The organism is Shewanella sp., assembly GCF_013214165.1.
In the GTDB taxonomy this organism is placed as follows: Bacteria; Pseudomonadota; Gammaproteobacteria; order Enterobacterales; family Shewanellaceae; genus Shewanella.
Genome location: NZ_JABSSM010000002.1, coordinates 13737 through 32298 on the forward strand (window position 1 = coordinate 13737; position 18562 = coordinate 32298).

At 47.7% G+C, this 18562-nt stretch carries 16 protein-coding genes and 1 pseudogene; 10 read left to right on the forward strand and 7 right to left on the reverse strand.

Annotated elements, in window-relative coordinates; translation table 11 throughout:
* Positions 1-1471 precede the first annotated feature (1471 nt).
* Complete coding sequence (locus HRU42_RS00810; protein ID WP_295028095.1) at positions 1472-2674, reverse strand: multidrug effflux MFS transporter; 1203 nt, start codon at positions 2672-2674, stop codon at positions 1472-1474.
* Positions 2675-2781: 107 nt separating this feature from the next.
* Between HRU42_RS00810 and HRU42_RS00815 the strand changes: the two genes are divergently transcribed.
* Positions 2782-3768, forward strand: coding sequence for a LysR family transcriptional regulator (locus tag HRU42_RS00815; protein ID WP_295028097.1), 987 nt, complete (start codon positions 2782-2784; stop codon positions 3766-3768).
* A 176-nt stretch (positions 3769-3944) separates the two neighbouring features.
* The gene (locus HRU42_RS00820; RefSeq protein WP_295028099.1) at positions 3945-4313 is read left to right on the forward strand and encodes a hypothetical protein; all 369 of its coding nucleotides are present in this window, start codon (positions 3945-3947) and stop codon (positions 4311-4313) included.
* Between the two features lie 38 nt (positions 4314-4351).
* Here HRU42_RS00820 and HRU42_RS00825 read toward each other — a convergent pair whose 3' ends face one another.
* The 3 genes from HRU42_RS00825 to HRU42_RS00835 form a co-directional block, all read right to left on the reverse strand.
* The gene (locus HRU42_RS00825; RefSeq protein WP_295028100.1) at positions 4352-5614 is read right to left on the reverse strand and encodes a hypothetical protein; all 1263 of its coding nucleotides are present in this window, start codon (positions 5612-5614) and stop codon (positions 4352-4354) included.
* A 211-nt stretch (positions 5615-5825) separates the two neighbouring features.
* Entirely contained in the window at positions 5826-7244 is a 1419-nt protein-coding gene (locus HRU42_RS00830) for a DUF4145 domain-containing protein (RefSeq protein WP_295028101.1), read from the reverse strand.
* A gap of 56 nt (positions 7245-7300) precedes the next feature.
* Positions 7301-8017: a hypothetical protein gene (locus HRU42_RS00835; RefSeq protein ID WP_295028102.1), complete on the reverse strand. Its 717-nt coding sequence runs from the start codon at positions 8015-8017 to the stop codon at positions 7301-7303.
* Between the two features lie 180 nt (positions 8018-8197).
* Here HRU42_RS00835 and HRU42_RS00840 point away from each other — a divergent pair, with 180 nt between their 5' ends.
* The 8 genes and pseudogenes from HRU42_RS00840 (at position 8198) to menE (ending at position 15024) form a co-directional block, all read left to right on the forward strand.
* Positions 8198-8716, forward strand: coding sequence for a DUF2780 domain-containing protein (locus tag HRU42_RS00840; RefSeq protein ID WP_295028104.1), 519 nt, complete (start codon positions 8198-8200; stop codon positions 8714-8716).
* Positions 8717-8848: 132 nt separating this feature from the next.
* Positions 8849-9295 (forward strand): TerB family tellurite resistance protein, encoded by a 447-nt coding sequence (locus HRU42_RS00845; RefSeq protein WP_295028106.1) that lies wholly within the window; start codon positions 8849-8851, stop codon positions 9293-9295.
* Positions 9296-9330: 35 nt separating this feature from the next.
* Positions 9331-9489, forward strand: coding sequence for a hypothetical protein (locus HRU42_RS00850; protein WP_295028108.1), 159 nt, complete (start codon positions 9331-9333; stop codon positions 9487-9489).
* A 151-nt stretch (positions 9490-9640) separates the two neighbouring features.
* Positions 9641-9832: pseudogene (locus tag HRU42_RS00855) on the forward strand (Lrp/AsnC ligand binding domain-containing protein); the annotation flags it as partial.
* Positions 9833-9951: 119 nt separating this feature from the next.
* Entirely contained in the window at positions 9952-11661 is a 1710-nt protein-coding gene (menD, locus tag HRU42_RS00860; protein ID WP_295028110.1) for a 2-succinyl-5-enolpyruvyl-6-hydroxy-3-cyclohexene-1-carboxylic-acid synthase, read from the forward strand.
* A complete protein-coding gene (menH, locus tag HRU42_RS00865; protein WP_295028111.1) occupies positions 11661-12443 on the forward strand; it encodes a 2-succinyl-6-hydroxy-2,4-cyclohexadiene-1-carboxylate synthase in 783 nt (260 codons plus the stop codon). The genes menD and menH overlap by 1 nt, the downstream gene beginning before the upstream one ends.
* Positions 12440-13507 (forward strand): o-succinylbenzoate synthase, encoded by a 1068-nt coding sequence (gene menC / locus HRU42_RS00870; RefSeq protein WP_295028113.1) that lies wholly within the window; start codon positions 12440-12442, stop codon positions 13505-13507. Before menH ends, menC begins: the two co-directional genes overlap by 4 nt.
* Positions 13508-13521: 14 nt before the next feature.
* On the forward strand, positions 13522-15024 hold the full coding sequence (gene menE, locus HRU42_RS00875; protein WP_295028115.1) for an o-succinylbenzoate--CoA ligase: 1503 nt from the start codon (positions 13522-13524) through the stop codon (positions 15022-15024).
* A 591-nt stretch (positions 15025-15615) separates the two neighbouring features.
* On the opposite strand, the gene rpoH is transcribed toward menE, so the two are convergent.
* The 3 genes from rpoH to ftsE form a co-directional block, all read right to left on the reverse strand.
* Complete coding sequence (gene rpoH, locus HRU42_RS00880; protein WP_295028117.1) at positions 15616-16476, reverse strand: RNA polymerase sigma factor RpoH; 861 nt, start codon at positions 16474-16476, stop codon at positions 15616-15618.
* A 342-nt stretch (positions 16477-16818) separates the two neighbouring features.
* The gene (ftsX, locus tag HRU42_RS00885; protein WP_295028119.1) at positions 16819-17784 is read right to left on the reverse strand and encodes a permease-like cell division protein FtsX; all 966 of its coding nucleotides are present in this window, start codon (positions 17782-17784) and stop codon (positions 16819-16821) included.
* 35 nt (positions 17785-17819) lie between these two features.
* Positions 17820-18515, reverse strand: coding sequence for a cell division ATP-binding protein FtsE (gene ftsE, locus HRU42_RS00890; RefSeq protein WP_295028121.1), 696 nt, complete (start codon positions 18513-18515; stop codon positions 17820-17822).
* Between the last annotated feature and the right edge of the window lie 47 nt (positions 18516-18562).

An 18562-nucleotide genomic window follows, 5' to 3' on the forward strand; every position in this document is an offset into this window, starting at 1 on the left:
CAATATACTCACAGGCCCAAAGAGAGAAATATGTTACCAATCAATACCACACAGACCCAAAGAAGAATGTGTTACCGATCAACACCAGACAAAAGCATTTACATTTACGCATCGCCTGGCATACATTCCCGCCACAAGGAAGCAGCATATTGATTTATATGGACATTAACAACACACCAATTTTCTATGAATTTATTATGCCTACCTTGCTTGAACACCACCCAAACAAGGAAGAAGAAGAATGAAAAAGAGTATCCTATCTCTTGCTGTACTTTTAGGGCTTGTAAGCACATCTGTAAATGCCGCTGAAAATCTAGATTCAAGCAATACTTTTCAACATGAAGCAAACGTAACTCTAGGCACTCACACCGACGAGCTAGATAATGGGCTTTGGAGTCTGGATTACCGTTTCTACTTTAGTCCAGTTGATACCGACAATAGTCCCTACGCGCTCAATGGCTTTCTTGCGCAGAAATCCAATATCGGTGCTCAATATGCTCAAATGAGCATGTTCACAGATACTGTTTCTTATAGTATCGATGGGACCTATGTACTCGATTCAAACTGGTTTATCGGCGTGAACTACAAGCTATTAGATATGGACTACGGGAATAGCAGTTTATTTGCTCAGGAAAATGAAGCTTCTGAATATGGATTACGTTTAGGCTACTACTTCAATGAAACTTCTGAAGTTTCATTCACCTACCAGTCAAGTTCTATGTCGGGTGAGAGCTCTTACACTTGGTTAGATGACACCCATAAATCGAGTTCAGATTCCGACAGCAAAATCTACTCGGCTCAAGTACATAGTTTTGTGCCACTAGCTTCATTTTCAGGCCTAGATCTNCTGGCAAGCTGGCGCTATATCGATACTAGCAATAAACATAACATTAGCGCCATAGATGGGGAGTTCATCAGAGAAATCCAAAATAACTCAACAGTTGACACTAGCATAGTCACTTTAGCTGCCGATTGGTACATCACAAAATCATGGTCTGTTGGCGCGGGTTATATATGGAGACAATACGATATGGAGGGTGAATCCATCTTTCCTGATGAGGCTTATAAGTTCAGTGACGACGACACTAATAGCTCCTATTCTGTTTCAACTTCATACTGGTGGCAGATATCTCAAAGCTTTGCAGCCAAATTCAGCGCAGCTAAACAATTTGGCGTAGATGGTGACAACGAGCCCGATGGCTTCTTAGTCGGTGCCACTATCAATGGCCGCTTTTAACACTAATTAATTCAATACCATCCTTGGTATCCGGGGATAACTACTTCCCTGTACAAATCCCCTCATATACCATCCATGGTATCCGGGGATAACTACTTCCCTGTACAAAAAAGCCCGCCGACTGTGGTTAACAGCTGGCAGGCAAAGGGTGTTACTCGATATAAACTTCCAGACGCTAGGTATCAAGTCCTAAGCCTTAGCTAGGTCCTAGATTCTTGGACCTAAGAACGTCTCCTAGTTCGCATGCTGCTCCTGATGCCAATGATCTAAACGCGGCATGGCCAGCATGGCTAATAACATGATGGTAAAGCCTCCCATCACCAGCGCAACCGCATAGGGCGCCGTCAGATCCGTTTGTTGCACGAGTCCGGCCAACACCGAAGCGCCACTCATCTGAATAAACCCGAGCATGGCCGCTGCGGTTCCGGCTCGCTCGCCGAATGCCGACAGAGCCATGCTAGTGGCGGGGCCTAGAAGTAGCGCAAAACCTATACAAAGCAACATCATAGGTAGCATAAAACTCAATGCCGCCGCCAAACCTGCCTGTGGTCCCCAGGTTTGAACCAGCAGCTGGGACACGGCCGATAACAGCATTATGTTCAGTGCTAAGATGACGGTGGGACGATTACCTAACTTATTAATCACCATAGGCGCCATAAAGCAGGCAGCGATATTGACCACGGCATTGAGACCAAATAGACCACTAAAGGTCAGCTCAGACATGCCTAAATGTTCGATTAACCAAACCGGCGCATAGGACACATAGGTCAAGATCACCGCCATTCCAGCCATGCAACATAATGCATAGAACATGAAGTGAGGCTCACTGAGTACGGGTTTATAACGTGACCAACGGTAAAGAGGGCCTGTGGTAACGGTATTTTTAGGCCGGGTTTCCGGTAAACGATACCCGACGACTAACATCATCACTATGGCGTAGAGTGTCATAAAGATGAAGGTCGAGCGCCAACCAAACTGCAACGCCAGCAAACCACCCAGAGTCGGTGCCAATGCAGGTATCACACAGATGACCCCATTAAGGTAACTATAATATCGCGCGCTTTCCTTAGGGCTAAAGCAATCACGTACCGCACTAAAGACGACAATTGATGTCGAACAAGCCGCTAGGCCCTGAAGCACTCTGGCCAACTGCAGCCAATGAAACTCCATGGCCATGGCAGCAAATAAGCTGCTAACTCCATAGAGTAAAACACCGAAGATGGCGATTGGGCGACGTCCATAACGATCGGCTAATGGACCAATGAGAATTTGCCCCACTCCCATGGCGAATAGAAACAGCACTAAGGTCGATTGAATTTCACTGGATGAAACAGAAAACTCGGCAGCCATAGTCGGCATTGACGGCAGATAAATATCTATGGCTAATGGACTCAACACCACCAAAGACATGAGTATGGGTAACAGATTTCGACGCATTATTTTTCTCATGAGGGAACATTTTTCTATGGCTAAATTTTAGCTCAGTGATGTTATGAACAGAAATGGTATAATTTCAGAACTGAATTTCCTTTAAGGAATAACTAATGCATCTGGATAATCTGGCGCGCATCGATCTCAACCTGCTGGTCATATTGCAGGTACTGCTGGAAGAACAAAGTGTCACCCGGGCAGCCAGTCGTTTGCACTTGAGTCAATCGGCGCTGAGTAAGAGTCTTAATCGCCTACGCGATACTCTGGGGGATCCCTTGTTTCATCGTACCGCCCACGGATTAAAGCCTACGGCCCATGCCATGCAGTTGGGGCTGAAGTTACCCGATATTCTTCAGGGACTCTACCAACTGACACAAGCTCCAAGTTTCACTCCCGCCAGCAGCAACCGTCAGTTCTCTTTCGCCATGGTTGAGAGTGCCTATGAAACCTTATTGCCATATTTTATCGGCCCATTGCTCAATAATGCGCCAAATCTGAAGCTAGATACCTATGTTTGGATGGAGCAATCCATGCAGGCCCTACAGAAGGGACAGATCGATTTCGGCATATCTGGCAGAGACCTGAATCCACAATCAGATTTTCAAATAGGCAGGCTTCCCGACGGCATAGCCTACAAGACCCTGTTTACCGATAAGCAGATCTGTTTGGTTAGAGAAAACCATCCAATACTTACTGCCGTAAAAACAGGCCAATGGAATATACAAATCTATCTGGAAATGTCACATGTACAGGTACGCTGTGAAGGCAATGAGTGGTGGGCTCTGGACTATCATCTGGCAAACTTAGGCCATAGACGCAAACTTAGCACTACGGTACCGGACTTTTATGGCGCGGCCAGTGTGTGCGCGCATAGCGATCTGATATTCACCTTGCCATCTAGTTTTGCCCGCCACGCCGGAAAACTGTATCCATTGGTCGAGCTGCCACTGCCATTCGAATTTATTCCATTGGCCTATGTGCTGCTGTGGAATTCGCGTAATAACGAGGAGCCCGGCCATAAATGGATCAGAGAAACCATATGTAAGAGTGTCGCCGAGGCTTTCGATCATGAGACTTTTGATAACACCAAGATGAAATAACGAAAATAACAATAATCAATCCACTATTCAGCTTAGATTAATCAAAGCTGGTTTATCATTGTGATTCTTGAGGTGTTATACCATCTGTTACATATTCACAGCCAGATTAACTGAATTTAACGTGATCTTAGCTTATTAAATGTGCAGACTAGACACAGTTAATTTTTGGAGTTCTTATGATCTACAGTCAGTTTCAGCAATCACCTTTCCCGGCAAGATTCTCCGGAGCCAAAGGCTGGGTAGCATTTGCTATCGGTATTGCAGTCATCACCTTAGCGCTTATAGCTCTGCCATTCCTGCTATTGTTCGGTGCTATTAGCTTTATCTTGTTAAGCCTATTTGGTCGTCTATTTCTTAAGAGGCAGCTGGCTAAGTTTAAACAGCAGCAAGCCCGGGGAGCGTATACAGATAGCCAGCAACAAGGCCATTTCTCTACCGCTAGCGAACAGCAGAGCCAGCCAATATTTACCGATGATGCCTTTGCTGATAAGCGTCATCAAGCTAAGTCACACCAAGGACGTACCTACGAGCACGACCCAAGCTAGCAGGCGTCACCTTGCAGACGCGACAGCAGAAGCTCTGCTCAGACCTTAAATTGTGAAGCTGTCAGAGGCCGCTTTAACAGCGCCTCGAAACGCTTCCAATGCTCTTGTTTTCTCGTCTCGCCATCTTTTTCTACCCATCGAGCTACGCTCTCCTCTCCATGATTATAATTAATCACATAGGCTCGATTAGCGAGATAGAACTTCACCCTTTGCTTAGCTCTTGAACGAGTATATAGACCATATTTGATCAATAGTTTTTGTGCATCCTCTTCCATTATATGGCCATCGGTCAACTGCTCACAGACCAAATTATCCAAATAGGCTAGCTTCTTATAACACGCCAAAACTTTGTGGTATTTCTCAATATCCCCCTCGATACCCGCCAGTGGCATCAAGGTATCTCGTTCGAAATCGATCACCTCTTGCTTAGACATGATCAGGCTGAGGCCATAATTAGCACTGCCTTCAGCAAGGAAAGAGATGGGGCTGTAGAGAGGATAAACTGCATATTCGATCCACTGCTCGGTTCTGACCAGGTCCCTCTCCTGCAACAGGTTGAATACATGGTGACCCGGATAGCCTTCATGACTGGCAAGCTCCAGGCACCGATCAATATAGAGAGGCAGATCTTGGTTAAGCTGAATGAGACTCTTATAGTTACCTTGATACCAGTTATAGGCGGTCCAGATCTTGTCGGTGACAAACTCGATACTGAAACTTTCAGCATGGGGCAGTTCAATATGGGCCCCGGTGAGCGCCCTAGCTTTATCTACTGCTGCCTCGAATACCGTAGGGATCTTACTCTGAGGCACAATAAATTGTACTCTAAACAGCTCGAATCGCTCGGCTAACTCTCCTTCACCCGGTAACAGCTTATCTATCTCATCTTGTATGGACTCGAATGAACACAGGCCAAATTTCTGCGACTGCGTATCGTATAAACCTTCAGATTCAACATCGAAGCTACCTCTATTCCCTTGGAGATGGCTCAGGTAGTAAACCACAGAGGATACCTGTTTATTTAAGAAGCCATGCCTGGAGATGAGTTTAGCGTCGACACTGGATAGATTACGTTCATTCAGATACTTGAGTTGCGTCTTTGCCATTTTATGCAGCCCTGAAAGGGGGAGTTTTTTACACTCCAGCCGCCAGATCTCGGGGCCATAGAAGGCGTCGACATAGAAGGGATCATGTAAACCGATAGCGAGTACCAACTTGACATAAGACTCGGCAATGTCATTGAGCTCTCGGTTAAATTCTTGGTCTTCCCTGTGTTGTCTTTCATCTGCACGTGTGAGCAATTAATTATCCTCTCAGCCTGAATAACATAAATGTAACACATTGCATATTGTATGCAACTTTCAAATAGACAGAATTTCCGTTTCAACGAGTTAAATAATAGAACAAGGGGCTTGATAAGATGGGCTTATGCTTAGTTGGTATAGCTAGGTATTAATCAGATGGGCTTATGCTTAATTGTTATAGCCAGATGCCTATTGGTATAGTCAGGTATTAATCAGATAGCAGTTCTTTCGCTCTCTCTAGTGCGGCTAACTCTTCGGTGTTAGTCGCAACAAAGAGTACATTCTCAACCTGTTGCAGCAGTGAGTTCCATAATGGTGCTATGACCGCGAGTTCCTCGCTATTTGCCCGTTCTTTGGCTAATTTGAGCAGAGCCGCAGAGCCTACTACATCAATTTTATTGAGCATGCCATCGGCTAAGGCTATGCTGAGTTCAATCATGGCGGGTACGCTATGACCGTACTTAATCACTTCTCTAAGATAAGACTCGGCCAACGCCAGCTCAGCACTCGTAGAGCCATCATCATTGAGCATGGCCTGGGCACGAGAGAACATGGCATCGAGCTGCCCTTGCTCTGCCGCCTCCTTCATCCAATGGTCACTGGCCACAGGATCGATTTCTGTACCTTCCCCTTTTGCCAGCATCAAGGCGAGATGATATTGAGCGTGGGGGAAACCAGCCTTAGCGGCTTGTGAAATAAAGTGATTTGCCTGGAGAAGATCACCTTGCTGATAAAACAACACACCTAAATTCGCCATCGCCTCCGATTGCTCCAGCTCGGCTGCAGCTTGCAGATGCTCTTGGGCTTTATCGAGATCGATAGCGACAGTTTCACTGCCTACCAGATAGAAGTAACCCAACAAGGCCATGGCATTAACAACACCAGCTTGGGCAGACAAAGCAATAGCTCTCTCCCCAGCAACGACGTCGGCTTCACCGTTATAACCGTGAATTAAGGCGACGCCATGCTCATGCATAGCATTCATATTCCGATCGGCAGCCAAAGAAAACCAATACTGGGCCTTGGCTAACGTATCACTGGAAAGGTTTGATTGAGCGGACTCTACATCGCTGCTCGCCTCTAATGCCAGCTCTTGTTCTTGCTGCATAAGCGCACGAGTCTTGAGTGACATCCCTACAAGATATTGGGCTTCGGCTTCTCCTTGCATCACGGCTCTATAACAGAGATCCCGCCCCACCAGTAAATCGAATGGCTCAAACTTATACCTAGGCAGTGACTTACCTGTTACTTGCTTAAACAAGGATTCGATGAGTTTTAATAATTTCTCTATCGATTTTTCACTGAGCTGCTGCAATTGCTCGGCAGTCAGGTGGTATTTTTCCGGATGGGCTCCACGATTACCGTCCCCCCGTAAACGATGCAGGGCCCTGGTAATACGTACATCGATGACGCGCTTACTGTTAAGGGTCTCTATTCTGTCGTATAGATTTGGCCCCGTGAACGAGACCCCTCTGGACTCAGCCAGCAGATCCGTTAATTTATGGGTAAGACTACGAAGCAGCAGCAATGCCTGGGTAGGCACATCTTTAACATAGCTCTTAGCTATGCCGTAATCATGACCTAATTCGGCAGAAAATTGAGTAACCAATTCGACATCAGTAAGCACAACAGATACTCCGTATTTCCCATTCCTAAGCGCTTAGCGCTAGAATTCCCTATGGTTTAAACTTCTTCATCTACCTTTTTAGGGCGTGAAACCATGTACAAACGGAAAAGTGCCACATTGATAAATAAGCCGATAAACGCAATAAACACTTCGACGATCAGCTGAACTGGGAAACCTAATGATTGAACCAGAGCAGAAATTGAACCTCCTACGAGAGACAGAGGAATGTACAACATGAGCACCATCAGGGTCTTGAATGCTATCGGACTAGTGAATTTAAAACTTGCCTTAATCGCTTCGAATGGGGTTAACCGCTCGACGACAACCATAAAGTTCACATAGGCGAGTCTGGCAAAGATATAGATACTCATGGTGAGGCCGATTAGCCATAAAGGACCGAAGGCCGCAAAAATCATCACCGGGGCAAGAATCGCTAAGCCTGAAAATACACCGGCGAGTAGCAGGCCAGGAACGAAGTTCAAACTGGTCTTCAATATCAGCGCAGTACTGGCTTCATGGCCTTGTGAGCGGATCTCTAAGAAGAGAGTCAAGGCTGCTATCAATAAAGAAAACACCAATAATAGGGCCATCATGGCCGCCATGTGCGAGGCACCAAACTCAGGGTTCTCTAAATCGGCACCTCTGATCTCCATGCCCAGCCACAATTGAATACCAACCTGAATAAATAAAATAGGCACAGTCAATGCGGCTAACTGACTAATATGATTACGAAAGAAGTTAAAGGCTTCTGTTAATATCGCAGACAATGACATGGGTGTTTCCAATAGATAATTAAAAAAGCAGAATAAGGCAGCTAGGATACCGAAATTTGATAGTTATTGCACCGATGAAATACCATAATACGGAGCTGAAACCGTAAAATAGATGCAACAAGATTGTTAAAAAAGATAGAATGGTTGTAACAATCGAATTAAGTAACCATTGGAAGAAAAATGAAACTATTAACCGTGATCGGCCTGCTACTCGCTAGCACAACACTCAGCGCCCCAGCTATGGCAGGCTGGTTCGATGACCTCTTTTCAGCAGAAAAAGCTAAGCCCCAAGTCACTCAAACCCAGAATAACGATCTTGTGGGAAGTATCATGTCTCAGCTAGGACTGAATCAGTCTCAGGCAGAAGGCGGCTTAGGCAGCCTACTTTCCTTTGCAAAATCCACACTCGGTGGTGATGACTTTGACTCTATTGCCAATGCTATTCCTGATATAGACAGCCTATTATCTGCGGCTCCAGCCCTAGATAACGAATCTGGTATGTCAGGTTTACTGGCAAAGGCGGGTGATCTGGGCAGCTCGCTTCAAGGCGGCGCTCAAGTTTTTGACGCCTTCGAAAAGCTTGGGATCCCTAAAGAACTCGCAGCCCCTATGGTCGAAATCGTTAAAGGCTACCTAGATAGCAATGCCGGAGAGGGTACGACAGATATGCTAATGCAAGGCCTAGGAGCCATTCTTTAAGCCTGCTCCTTAAGGACAGAAAAGATAGATGAAATAAGATTCATTATTGTATCTGGTTTGCGAGTGAACTCTTTTTTTATCTCTTACTCTAACCCGTTAAGCTGAACTCATTTCAAATCGACAGGATCTCTCATGTTAGCCAAATTAAAACAATTTTTAACGTCACACTCTCAAGCCGTCACACCGGAAGAGAAATCCCGTCAATTACAGTTAGCCGCGGTGAGCTTACTGCTCGAAGTCGTCTTTGCCGATGAAACCTTGAGTGAAGAAGAGGCAAAACTCCTGCCACAGCTGATGACCAAGGCCCTATCTTTGACACCAGCAGAAGCTGAAGAGCTGATCGATGAGGCCAAGAAGATACAAGGCGACTCGATTTCTCTCTATGAGTTTACCAAGGAGATAAATGAGCAGTGCGACATCAAGCAAAAACAGAAGTTGATACTGGCCATGTGGAAACTAGCCTATGCCGACGGTCAACTGTGCCAATACGAAGATCAGATAATTCGCAGGACTGCTGACCTGCTCTACCTTAAACACAGCGAACTCATAAAGATGCGCAATTTAGCGGTGGACAGTTAGGCTCAAGCTTCTGGCCTGCAACATAAGTGAAGACGATGACTAACGCCATGGCGAGTAATACGGCAGCTAGTGCCCTGCCAACGCCCAATCGTTCCCTTGAACTGATCCATCTATCCTGCCCTTATCCTGCTATAGCAAGCCGACAGCCATTGAATCTTGAACTCACCAAGGCAACCAGCAAAACCTTGGTATAAGGCCAATATTATTATGCTGCTAAATTTAGCCTAAATACCTTTCACACTCCCATAGCTATGGGAATCTTCTCCATTAGTATAAACTTAACTCCCGATACAACCCCTGGTATTTAATCAATGCAACTGAGCCATCTAGCGTCAATATGGGGGTCATGTTTGCCAGGCTATTCCTGAGAACGTCACCTGCCGGGGCATCACAGGAAATATGGACCTCTTGGTCTATGTTCAGGCTGCTTCGATGAAACGTCTCCATGAGATCAGACAGTATATCGATGCCCAGACCGATATCAGCAGCATAAAAAACCAGTTGCTCATGAGTGAATGGATCGATAACCGGAGTTAATAATTTGAGTGCCTAGTGTACTGATACAAGGCAAAGTAATCCTTAAACTATGTGGTTTCACTTAGAAATCTCCCTTACTTCACGCTAGACTAGCGATATCAATTTTATGGTAACTATCTATGCAGATCGAAAAGACAGCCGAACTTAACTTGTTATGGGGCACGCTTATTTTAGAGGAGCTTGCGCGACTGGGCGTGCAACATGTGTGCATGGCGCCGGGCTCGCGTTCTACGCCTTTGACCTTGGCCGCCGCTAAACAGAAAAAGTTGCAACAACATCTGCATTTTGACGAGCGTGGTCTGGGATTTATGGCGCTAGGTTTAGCCAAAGCGAGTCGAGCCCCCGTCGCTATCATCACCACATCGGGTACGGCTGTCGCTAATCTTTACCCAGCGATAATTGAAGCCTGGTTGACCCATGTCCCTCTCATCGTTCTGTCCGGGGATAGGCCCCCAGAACTACTCGACTGCGGCGCCAACCAAGCCATAGCACAACCGGCGATTTTTTCTCAATACGCTAAACAGGTAAACCTGCCCACACCTGGCCTCGCTATTCGACCCGAATCCCTGCTGGCTACATTAGATGAAGCCATCAGTAATCGGACTCAACCTGTACACATCAACTGCATGTATCGAGAACCCTTGTACCCTGCGACCATGAGTGCCAACTTCACCGAATATCTGAGCACCTTAGGCTCCTGGCAACATACCAGTCAGCCCTATGTTCAATATGGCAAGGCAAAACTGCAGAGCATACCGACTCAGGACTCACTGGCACGCTTCGTTCATGGCAAGGGAGTGATCATTGCCGGAACCTTGTCTCCCAAGGAGTCCCCGGAGGCCTTGATCTTGTTATCACAAAAGCTTGGCTGGCCGTTACTCACAGATGCTCAATCTCAGCTCAGACAGCACCCAGGTGTTATCGGCAATATAGACCAACTGCTGCATCAGCCTAAGGCCAGAGCCATCCTGCAACAGGCCGAACGCGTCCTAGTCTTCGGTGGTCGTCTCATATCAAAGCGATTAATCAGTTATCTTGCCGAACAAAAATGGAAGTGTTACTGGCAAGTGCTGCCGACACAGATGAAGCTAGATCCCAGCCATAGCAGCAAACAAGTTTGGCTGTGTGAGTTGCAAACATTTGCCTCACTAGCCTGGCCTAGATCTTCACAGGTCAATTGGGCTCTGCAGCTGACTCGAGTCAATGACAATCTGGAAAACCTGTTCCAACATCAGATAGACAATGGTGAATTCGGCGAGGCCATGGTGGTTCGTACTATCGCCAGATCGCAGCAAGCATCACAGCAAGTATTTATTGGCAACAGCTTACCCGTGCGCCTCTATGATATGTTTGCCCCTATGACCCCAGAGTACGGCTCCACTTACACTAACCGTGGTGCATCGGGCATAGATGGGCTATTAGCGACGGCTTGTGGTATTGCCAAGCATAGCAAGACAGCAACCACCTTAATCATTGGCGATATATCCCAGCTACACGATCTTAACTCCCTTGCCATCGCACGCACCATGAAAACACCTTTTGTCGTGGTGATCTTAAACAACGATGGCGGCAACATCTTTAACTTATTACCCGTCCCTGACGAGAAGTTAAGAAACGATTATTATCGCCTCTCCCACGGGCTGGAGTTTGGTTATGCTGCCGCCATGTTTGGCATCGCCTACAACCAGGTGGATGATATAGAGGGCTTCAATGCGGCCTATCTGGATGCCATTGAATTCGATGGTCCCTCTGTTATCGAAGTGACTGTGGCACAACAGCAAGCCAGCGAACAGATAACTAAAATCGCTTGCTGGGTAAAGCAGAACTAATGTTAGCCTTAACGAGCCATGGTAATAAGGGTAATCCACCTCTGCTCATGATCCATGGTTTCCTGGGGAGTAGAGTCGACTGGGCACCTCTGCTACCTGAGCTGAGCAAACATTTTTATTGTATCTGCATCGACTTGCCTGGACACGGAGACAGCCCGGTATTGTCACTCGACACACCCGGCTTATATCAGGTGGCCAAGGCTGTTCATCAATCGATTTCGGCTCTGCACATAGATAAATACCATCTACTGGGCTACTCACTCGGCGGGCGTATCTGCTTGCATATCGCTCGGCTATACAGAGATCGGATCCTTAGCCTACATATCGAGTCCGCTCACCCGGGACTTATCGGCACCAGCGATAGAAAGGCCAGGCTCAGCAAGGATAAAATGTGGCACGCCAGACTCGCCAGCCTGAGTTTGACAGACTTCCTCAATGCCTGGTACCAGCAGGGGGTGTTTTCCGAGCTCTCTGTGGTAGCACGGCAAGCCTTGGTCAAGAAGCGCAGTAAAAATAGTGCTCAGGCGCTGCAGTCGATCTACCTGGCGACATCACTCGCCGTTCAAGAAGATCTGATTGAGTTACCCAAGCAGATTTCAGCTCCCTGTCATTACTATGTCGGCAAGGATGACAGTAAATTTTTGGCCCTGGCGCTGCGCTGGCAGAGTCAGTCAAGATTAACAGTGCATCAATTCGAGCGGGCCGGGCACAATGCTCACCTGGCTGCTGCGGATAAATTTTGTCAGCAATTGATATTACAACTCATAGAGACCCCGCAATGATCATCTCCACGGCTCAGCTATATTCTTACCAGATCCCCTTGGATAAACAGCTTCCTGTCGGCAAACAGCGTATCGAACTGCGTAGCGGACTGGTTCTCAGGCTTCAAGTGACAGAGAACTCAGCAGCCGAAAGCACATCTGACTCACGCACCGAATTGGTCGAAATAAGCCCTTTGTCGGGTCTCGATATCGATAACCGCCCCTTAATGGCTTTCAGCCAGGAAAGCTTGCAAGAGGTCAGCCAACAACTGGAAGAGCGACTCGAGTCGCTCATAGGTAAACCGCTAATCCAGCTGTTAGATCTCGCCGAAGAGACGCAATACCCATCACTCGCGTTCGGCTTGAGCCTGCTCTATGCCAAGCTTATCGGCCAGCTCGATGACACAAAAATGTCGCTTCAGGAGACTAGAGTCGTTCCGCTTATCTATCGTGGCCAAGATGAGCCAGTTAGCAGCTTGCACGCACGAGTGCGCGCCCTACCTAGGGACACACATTCAGTTAAGATAAAAGTCGCCCAGATCTCACTGGAAGAAGAGATCCAACTCGTGCATCAGGTGCTCGCCATAAGACCCGATCTAAAACTCAGACTCGATGCCAACCGAGGCTTCAGCTTAGAGCAGGCCATCGAGTTTGCCGCCTGCCTGCCTATAGACGCTGTCGAGTACATAGAAGAGCCTTGCATCGACCATAACGACAACCCAAACTTCTATCGAGCCATAGGCATGCCCTGGGCATTGGATGAGACCCTTAACGATGCTAAATTCAAGTTTGTGATGCAGCCTGGCCTCACGGCGCTAGTCATCAAGCCTATGCTCATCGGCACGCTAGAGAAGATACAAAATTTACAGCATGAAGCCGATCTGTGTGGCGTGCGCACCATATTAAGCTCCAGCTTGGAGGCCAGCCTAGGCATTGAGGCTTTAGCCAGATTAAACCAGATAATGTCGCCGGATGAGATCCCCGGGCTAGATACCTTAGCGGCATTTAGCGCCGATCTGATCATCGACTCGGGCAAGAGTAAATGCCTGAGCTGTGATGAACTCACCTTGATCAAATCAGTCTAGGTAAAGGAGGTTCCTTGCAACGAGTCCCTGTTATCTCTCCCCTGCATCAGACGGCGAAAACCCATCCACATTCGATAGCGATAAGCTGGCGCAGCAAGGGAGTCAAGATAGCGCTGCGCTATTCTGAGCTGAGCCAGAGGGTCATGGTCCTAGGCGAGAAACTGCTTGCCTCAGGCTTAACAAGAGGAGATCGTCTCGCCTGCATTGACAGTAATTCCCCCGAATTAGTCATGCTCTACTGGGCCTGTATCGACCAAGGCATACTCTTCTGTCCACTCTCACCACGATTTCCCTCGGCACAGATTACTGAACTAGTCGAGAGATACACATTGACCCATGTCTGGACGGGAGAGCAGCACCAGGATGTGCTAACTCCGGCCTTAAGCCCGAGGCTAATCTCCTTAGACGTTAGCCTGACGAGTCAGCCGCATTTAGCCAAAACTCAACCGGCCCAATCCTATCCACCTCAATATCAAGCGACCAGAGTCGATGCGCAGCTCGCTGCCAACATCATTCTCACGTCGGGCAGCAGTGGTGTGCCTAAGGCCGCGTTGCACAGCCTCAATAACCATATTGCAAATGCACAGGGCTCCCGCAGCTTCATCCCTCTCGAGCCCGGCGATAGCTGGCTACTCACCTTGCCAGTGTTTCATATTGGTGGTCTGGCAATCATCAACCGCTGCGCCTTAGCCGCCGCAGCGGTCGTATTGCAAGATAGGGACGCCAAACTATCGGAGCAATTAACCAGAGATAAGATCACTCATCTTTCATTGGTGGCGACTCAGCTGGTCCGCTTATTGAATCAAGATGCCAGCAGTCTTCGACAGGTGAAGGCGTTACTGCTCGGCGGCGGGGCTATCTCTCCTGCTCTCTTGGCCCAATTGGAAAGCCTAAAAATACCCAGCTTCACCAGCTATGGTATGACAGAGATGGGCTCGCAGATCACCACAGGTATTGCCAATGAAGACGGCAGTTGTGGTCATCTATTACCGGGCCGAGAGCTTAAGATCCAAGACAACAAGATCTATGTCAGGGGCGAAACACTCTTTCTGGGCTATCTCGAGCCTCATTATCCAGCACAATCTCTTAGCCACTCTCTTGCAGAGACTGAAAAACAGATAACACTGACATTGGACCCAGATGCTTGGTTCTTTACCGAGGACAGGGGCTATTGGAACGAGGACGGAAATCTGTGCATCTTAGGTCGCTGCGATAACATGTTTATCTGTGGCGGTGAAAATATTCAACCCGAAGAGATAGAGGCGATACTCAAGCAGCACCCCGAGATTAAAGAGGCTATCGTATTCCCACAGTTTGATGACGAGTTTGGCAACTTGCCAGCGGCGATAATCAAGGGACATATCCCTGAGCAGAGTGAACTAGACGCCTTAGTCTGCAACCAAGCCGCCCGTTTTAAACGCCCTCGCCACTACTATTCCTGGCCTGAGGTCGAGCAAACCAGTTTAAAGGTATCGCGCCAACAGATAATTAAGGCGGTTTTAGGAGCTAAAATCTAAGATGCTTCTAACCGCTAAGATGACGGCCTGCGGCCTATCGCTTCGCGGACGGCTACGCCTATTCGACGGGCTTTGCCCTGATAATGAAGCATCATATTTTCGGTAGGAAGCGCTTTAACCCCGAGGTTCATGGATTAATTCTCTCCCGGCTAAAGCCGGTCCTACAACGAACACAAGCGGCCCTATCCCTACAGCGTAGCCCCATCTGACCGCCATGAATGGCGGAAATCCCGGTTATGCAGGGAGCAATAACCGGCGCAGTCCCACCAGCGCTGCGTCATCTCTGCTCCACCAGCGCTGCATCGTCTCAGCTATCGGCATAAATGTTCCAGACATAAACCCCCTCCATCGCTCTGACCGCAAGGGACTGTGGAAATGTGCAACAGATGTCGGGAACATCTGGCACCCTGCGATCGGGGATAAGTATATCCATATACAAAGCCGATAGCTTTCCATCCCTGGGCTCTCGGCATAAATGTTCCAGACATAAACCCCCTCCATCGCTATCCCTGCGATCGGGGATAAGTATATCCATATACAAAAAAACCTGCCGCGGCAGGTTTTCATTGACTCTTTTTAGGCTAGCAAGCTTTACACTTCCATTCGGCCCTTGAGCTTGTTCATGGCATTCTTCTCGAGTTGCCTGATACGTTCGGCAGAAACCTGATAAGTTGCGGCTAGCTCTTGTAACGTCGTCTTATCTTCATTCAGCCAACGGGCCTGAAGAATGTGTTGGCTACGTTCATCTAGGGTCTTGATGGCAGCCAGAAGACGAGTTTGATTACTTGCCTCTAAGTTATCAGTTTCGACTTGGCTCGCAAGATCTGAAGAATGATCTTCAAGATACAGAGCAGGAGCATAATCCTGAATGTCATCGTCGTTATCGCTGGCAAGATCGAACGCTGGGTCTTGAGCGGCCATGCGTGACTCCATTTCGGTCACATCGGCCTTAGATACGCCCAGATTCTCGGCAACCATGCCAACTTCTGCATCACTAAACCAACCAAGACGTTTCTTCGCCTTACGCAGGTTGAAGAACAGCTTGCGCTGAGCCTTAGTGGTAGCGACTTTCACGATGCGCCAGTTTTTAAGCACATACTCATGAATTTCGGCTTTAATCCAATGAACGGCAAAAGAGACCAAGCGGACCCCAACATTAGGATCGAAACGCTTAACCGCCTTCATCAGACCAATATTGCCTTCTTGAATAAGATCAGCCTGAGGCAAGCCGTAACCGGCATAACCCTTGGCAACATGAACAACGAAACGAAGATGAGACATAATCAGCTGCTTCGCTGCCTGTATATCACCGGTTTCCTGTAAACGCTTAGCCAACTCATATTCCTGCTCGGCTGCCAACATCGAGATGTTGTGTGCCGAATGAACATAAGCTTCCAGGCTACCGCTTCCATGGGGAACCACAAGTGCCATTGATTGCGTTTGATCAGTCATTCGCGCTCCTATTCTTTTCAATTTACTCGTCTAACAAATACTACTAACAATACATTCATCGATATACAAGACAGAGCCTAGCACCGACTTATTTCAACAAGATGAAAGTATTTATCACGGCTTGCCCCCTGTTAAATACCGAGGTAAAAAGGGCAGGTGGAGAACTATCGGTGATCTGACAACTTATGTCAATACACCTAAGATGAAAATTTTTAAACACATTTTACGCTTAATAGCGTCGCCCCTAGTGAATAGACAAGGCAAGTGAAGATTAGTTCATAAAGCTCATCGTTCGTATAGGTAGCTATAAGGCTGGAAGGTTACAGACCCTCCAGCATCTCATTATGAAGGCTCGATCGCCCTCAGATGGTGGCGAACGGAGAGATATGACCCCAACCAGCCTAAGAAAGAGGCGAGCCCCACAAGCTGGCCAAGTTCCACCAAAGACAAAGATTGCATCTGCAGCTGGCTACCGTATAAGCCCAATAATTCAGCCAATGCACTGTCGAGATACCAGACCAGGAGGTTGATGATAATCCAGGCTAATATGCCACCTATGATGCCGTACCAGATCCCTGTATACAAGAATGGTCTCTGAATAAAGGCCTCTGTCGCCCCGACTAGCTTCATGACTTCGATCTCGGTGCGACGATTCATGATGGCCAAACGTATGGTATTACCTATCACGAGCACAACGGCTAACACTAATAAGGCGGCAATGGCTAACACTGTACGCTCAAGTAACTTCACCACGGCCTGCAGTCTTTCCAGCCACTCGATATCGAGTCGGCCAAAGCTCACTTCGGGCTCCAGTTCCAACTTCTTCAGCAACTCACGTGCGCCGGTAGGACTCGAGTATCTGAGACTCGGCGTCACAGTCACCACGGCTGGCAGTGGATTAGTGTCTAAATAAGACAGGGCTTCACCGAACCCTGACAGTGACTGGAACTCTTCGAGCGCCTGTTCACGATTGATATAATTCACCTCGCCGACTTCAGGGTAAACCTTAATCCGGGTGATTAAGCTTTGAATTGTTCTCTCGCTACGAGCATCTTCGACAAATAGCGATATCTCGGCGGCACTGTTCCAGGATTGAGTTATCGTCTCGGCATTTTTAACTAGGACTTGTAGTGCGGCCGGCAGGCTTAAACTCACCCCGAGCACAGCCATAGTCATGATAGAGGAGACAGGATCACGCCAGAGCTCTCCCATGCTACCCATGGCATGTTGTATATGGCGAATGAAGAACATCACAATACGACCTGAGATGGGTAACTTGCTTCTGGTTAGCTGAGGCTTCTTGCTCATGTCATTCCCTGTGTGCCATTAGACATCATATTGATTTAAACAGTAAATGGGCTTGCCGGAGCAGAAGTAAGCTCCTCCCCTCCTAACATTCGCCCCTGCTTTAGGGTCAAGGTGCGATATTTCATTCTAGCGATAAGGCCTAAGTCGTGCGTAGCAATGAGTACCGTGGTACCTGAGTCATTAAACGTCTCGAAGAGGCGCAAGATATCCATAGATAACTTGGGATCTAAGTTCCCCGTGGGCTCATCGGCCAACAGCAGAGGCGGCTTATTTACAATCGCCCGGGCGATGCCCACACGTTGTTGCTCACCGCCAGAGAGCATGATGGGGTGGTGACGCTCTTTGCCATAGAGTCCAACCATGTCCAGTGCTGCTAACACACGCTTTTTTATCTCGCCATGGGAAAAGCCTTCGATCACGAGTGGCAGGGCGACATTATCGAAAACGCTCTTCTCCATCAACAAGTGATGGTTCTGGAAAATCATGCCGATATCTCGTCGAAGAAACGGCACATCCTTTCGAGTCAATTTGGCAATATTGTGTCCATTAATAGACACCCGGCCAGCATTAGCACGCTCAATCACAGTGATTAACTTAAGCAAGGTACTCTTACCAGCACCCGAATGACCAGTTAAGAACGCCATTTCACCTCGTTTAAGATGAAAGTTAACATCAGTTAAGGCTTTCTGCCCACCCGGATAAACTTTACTTACCTGCTCAAATTGAATCATCTGTTCTCATTTCCCTCTGAAAAGAGTCCTGGCCTAGGCGTTAAATC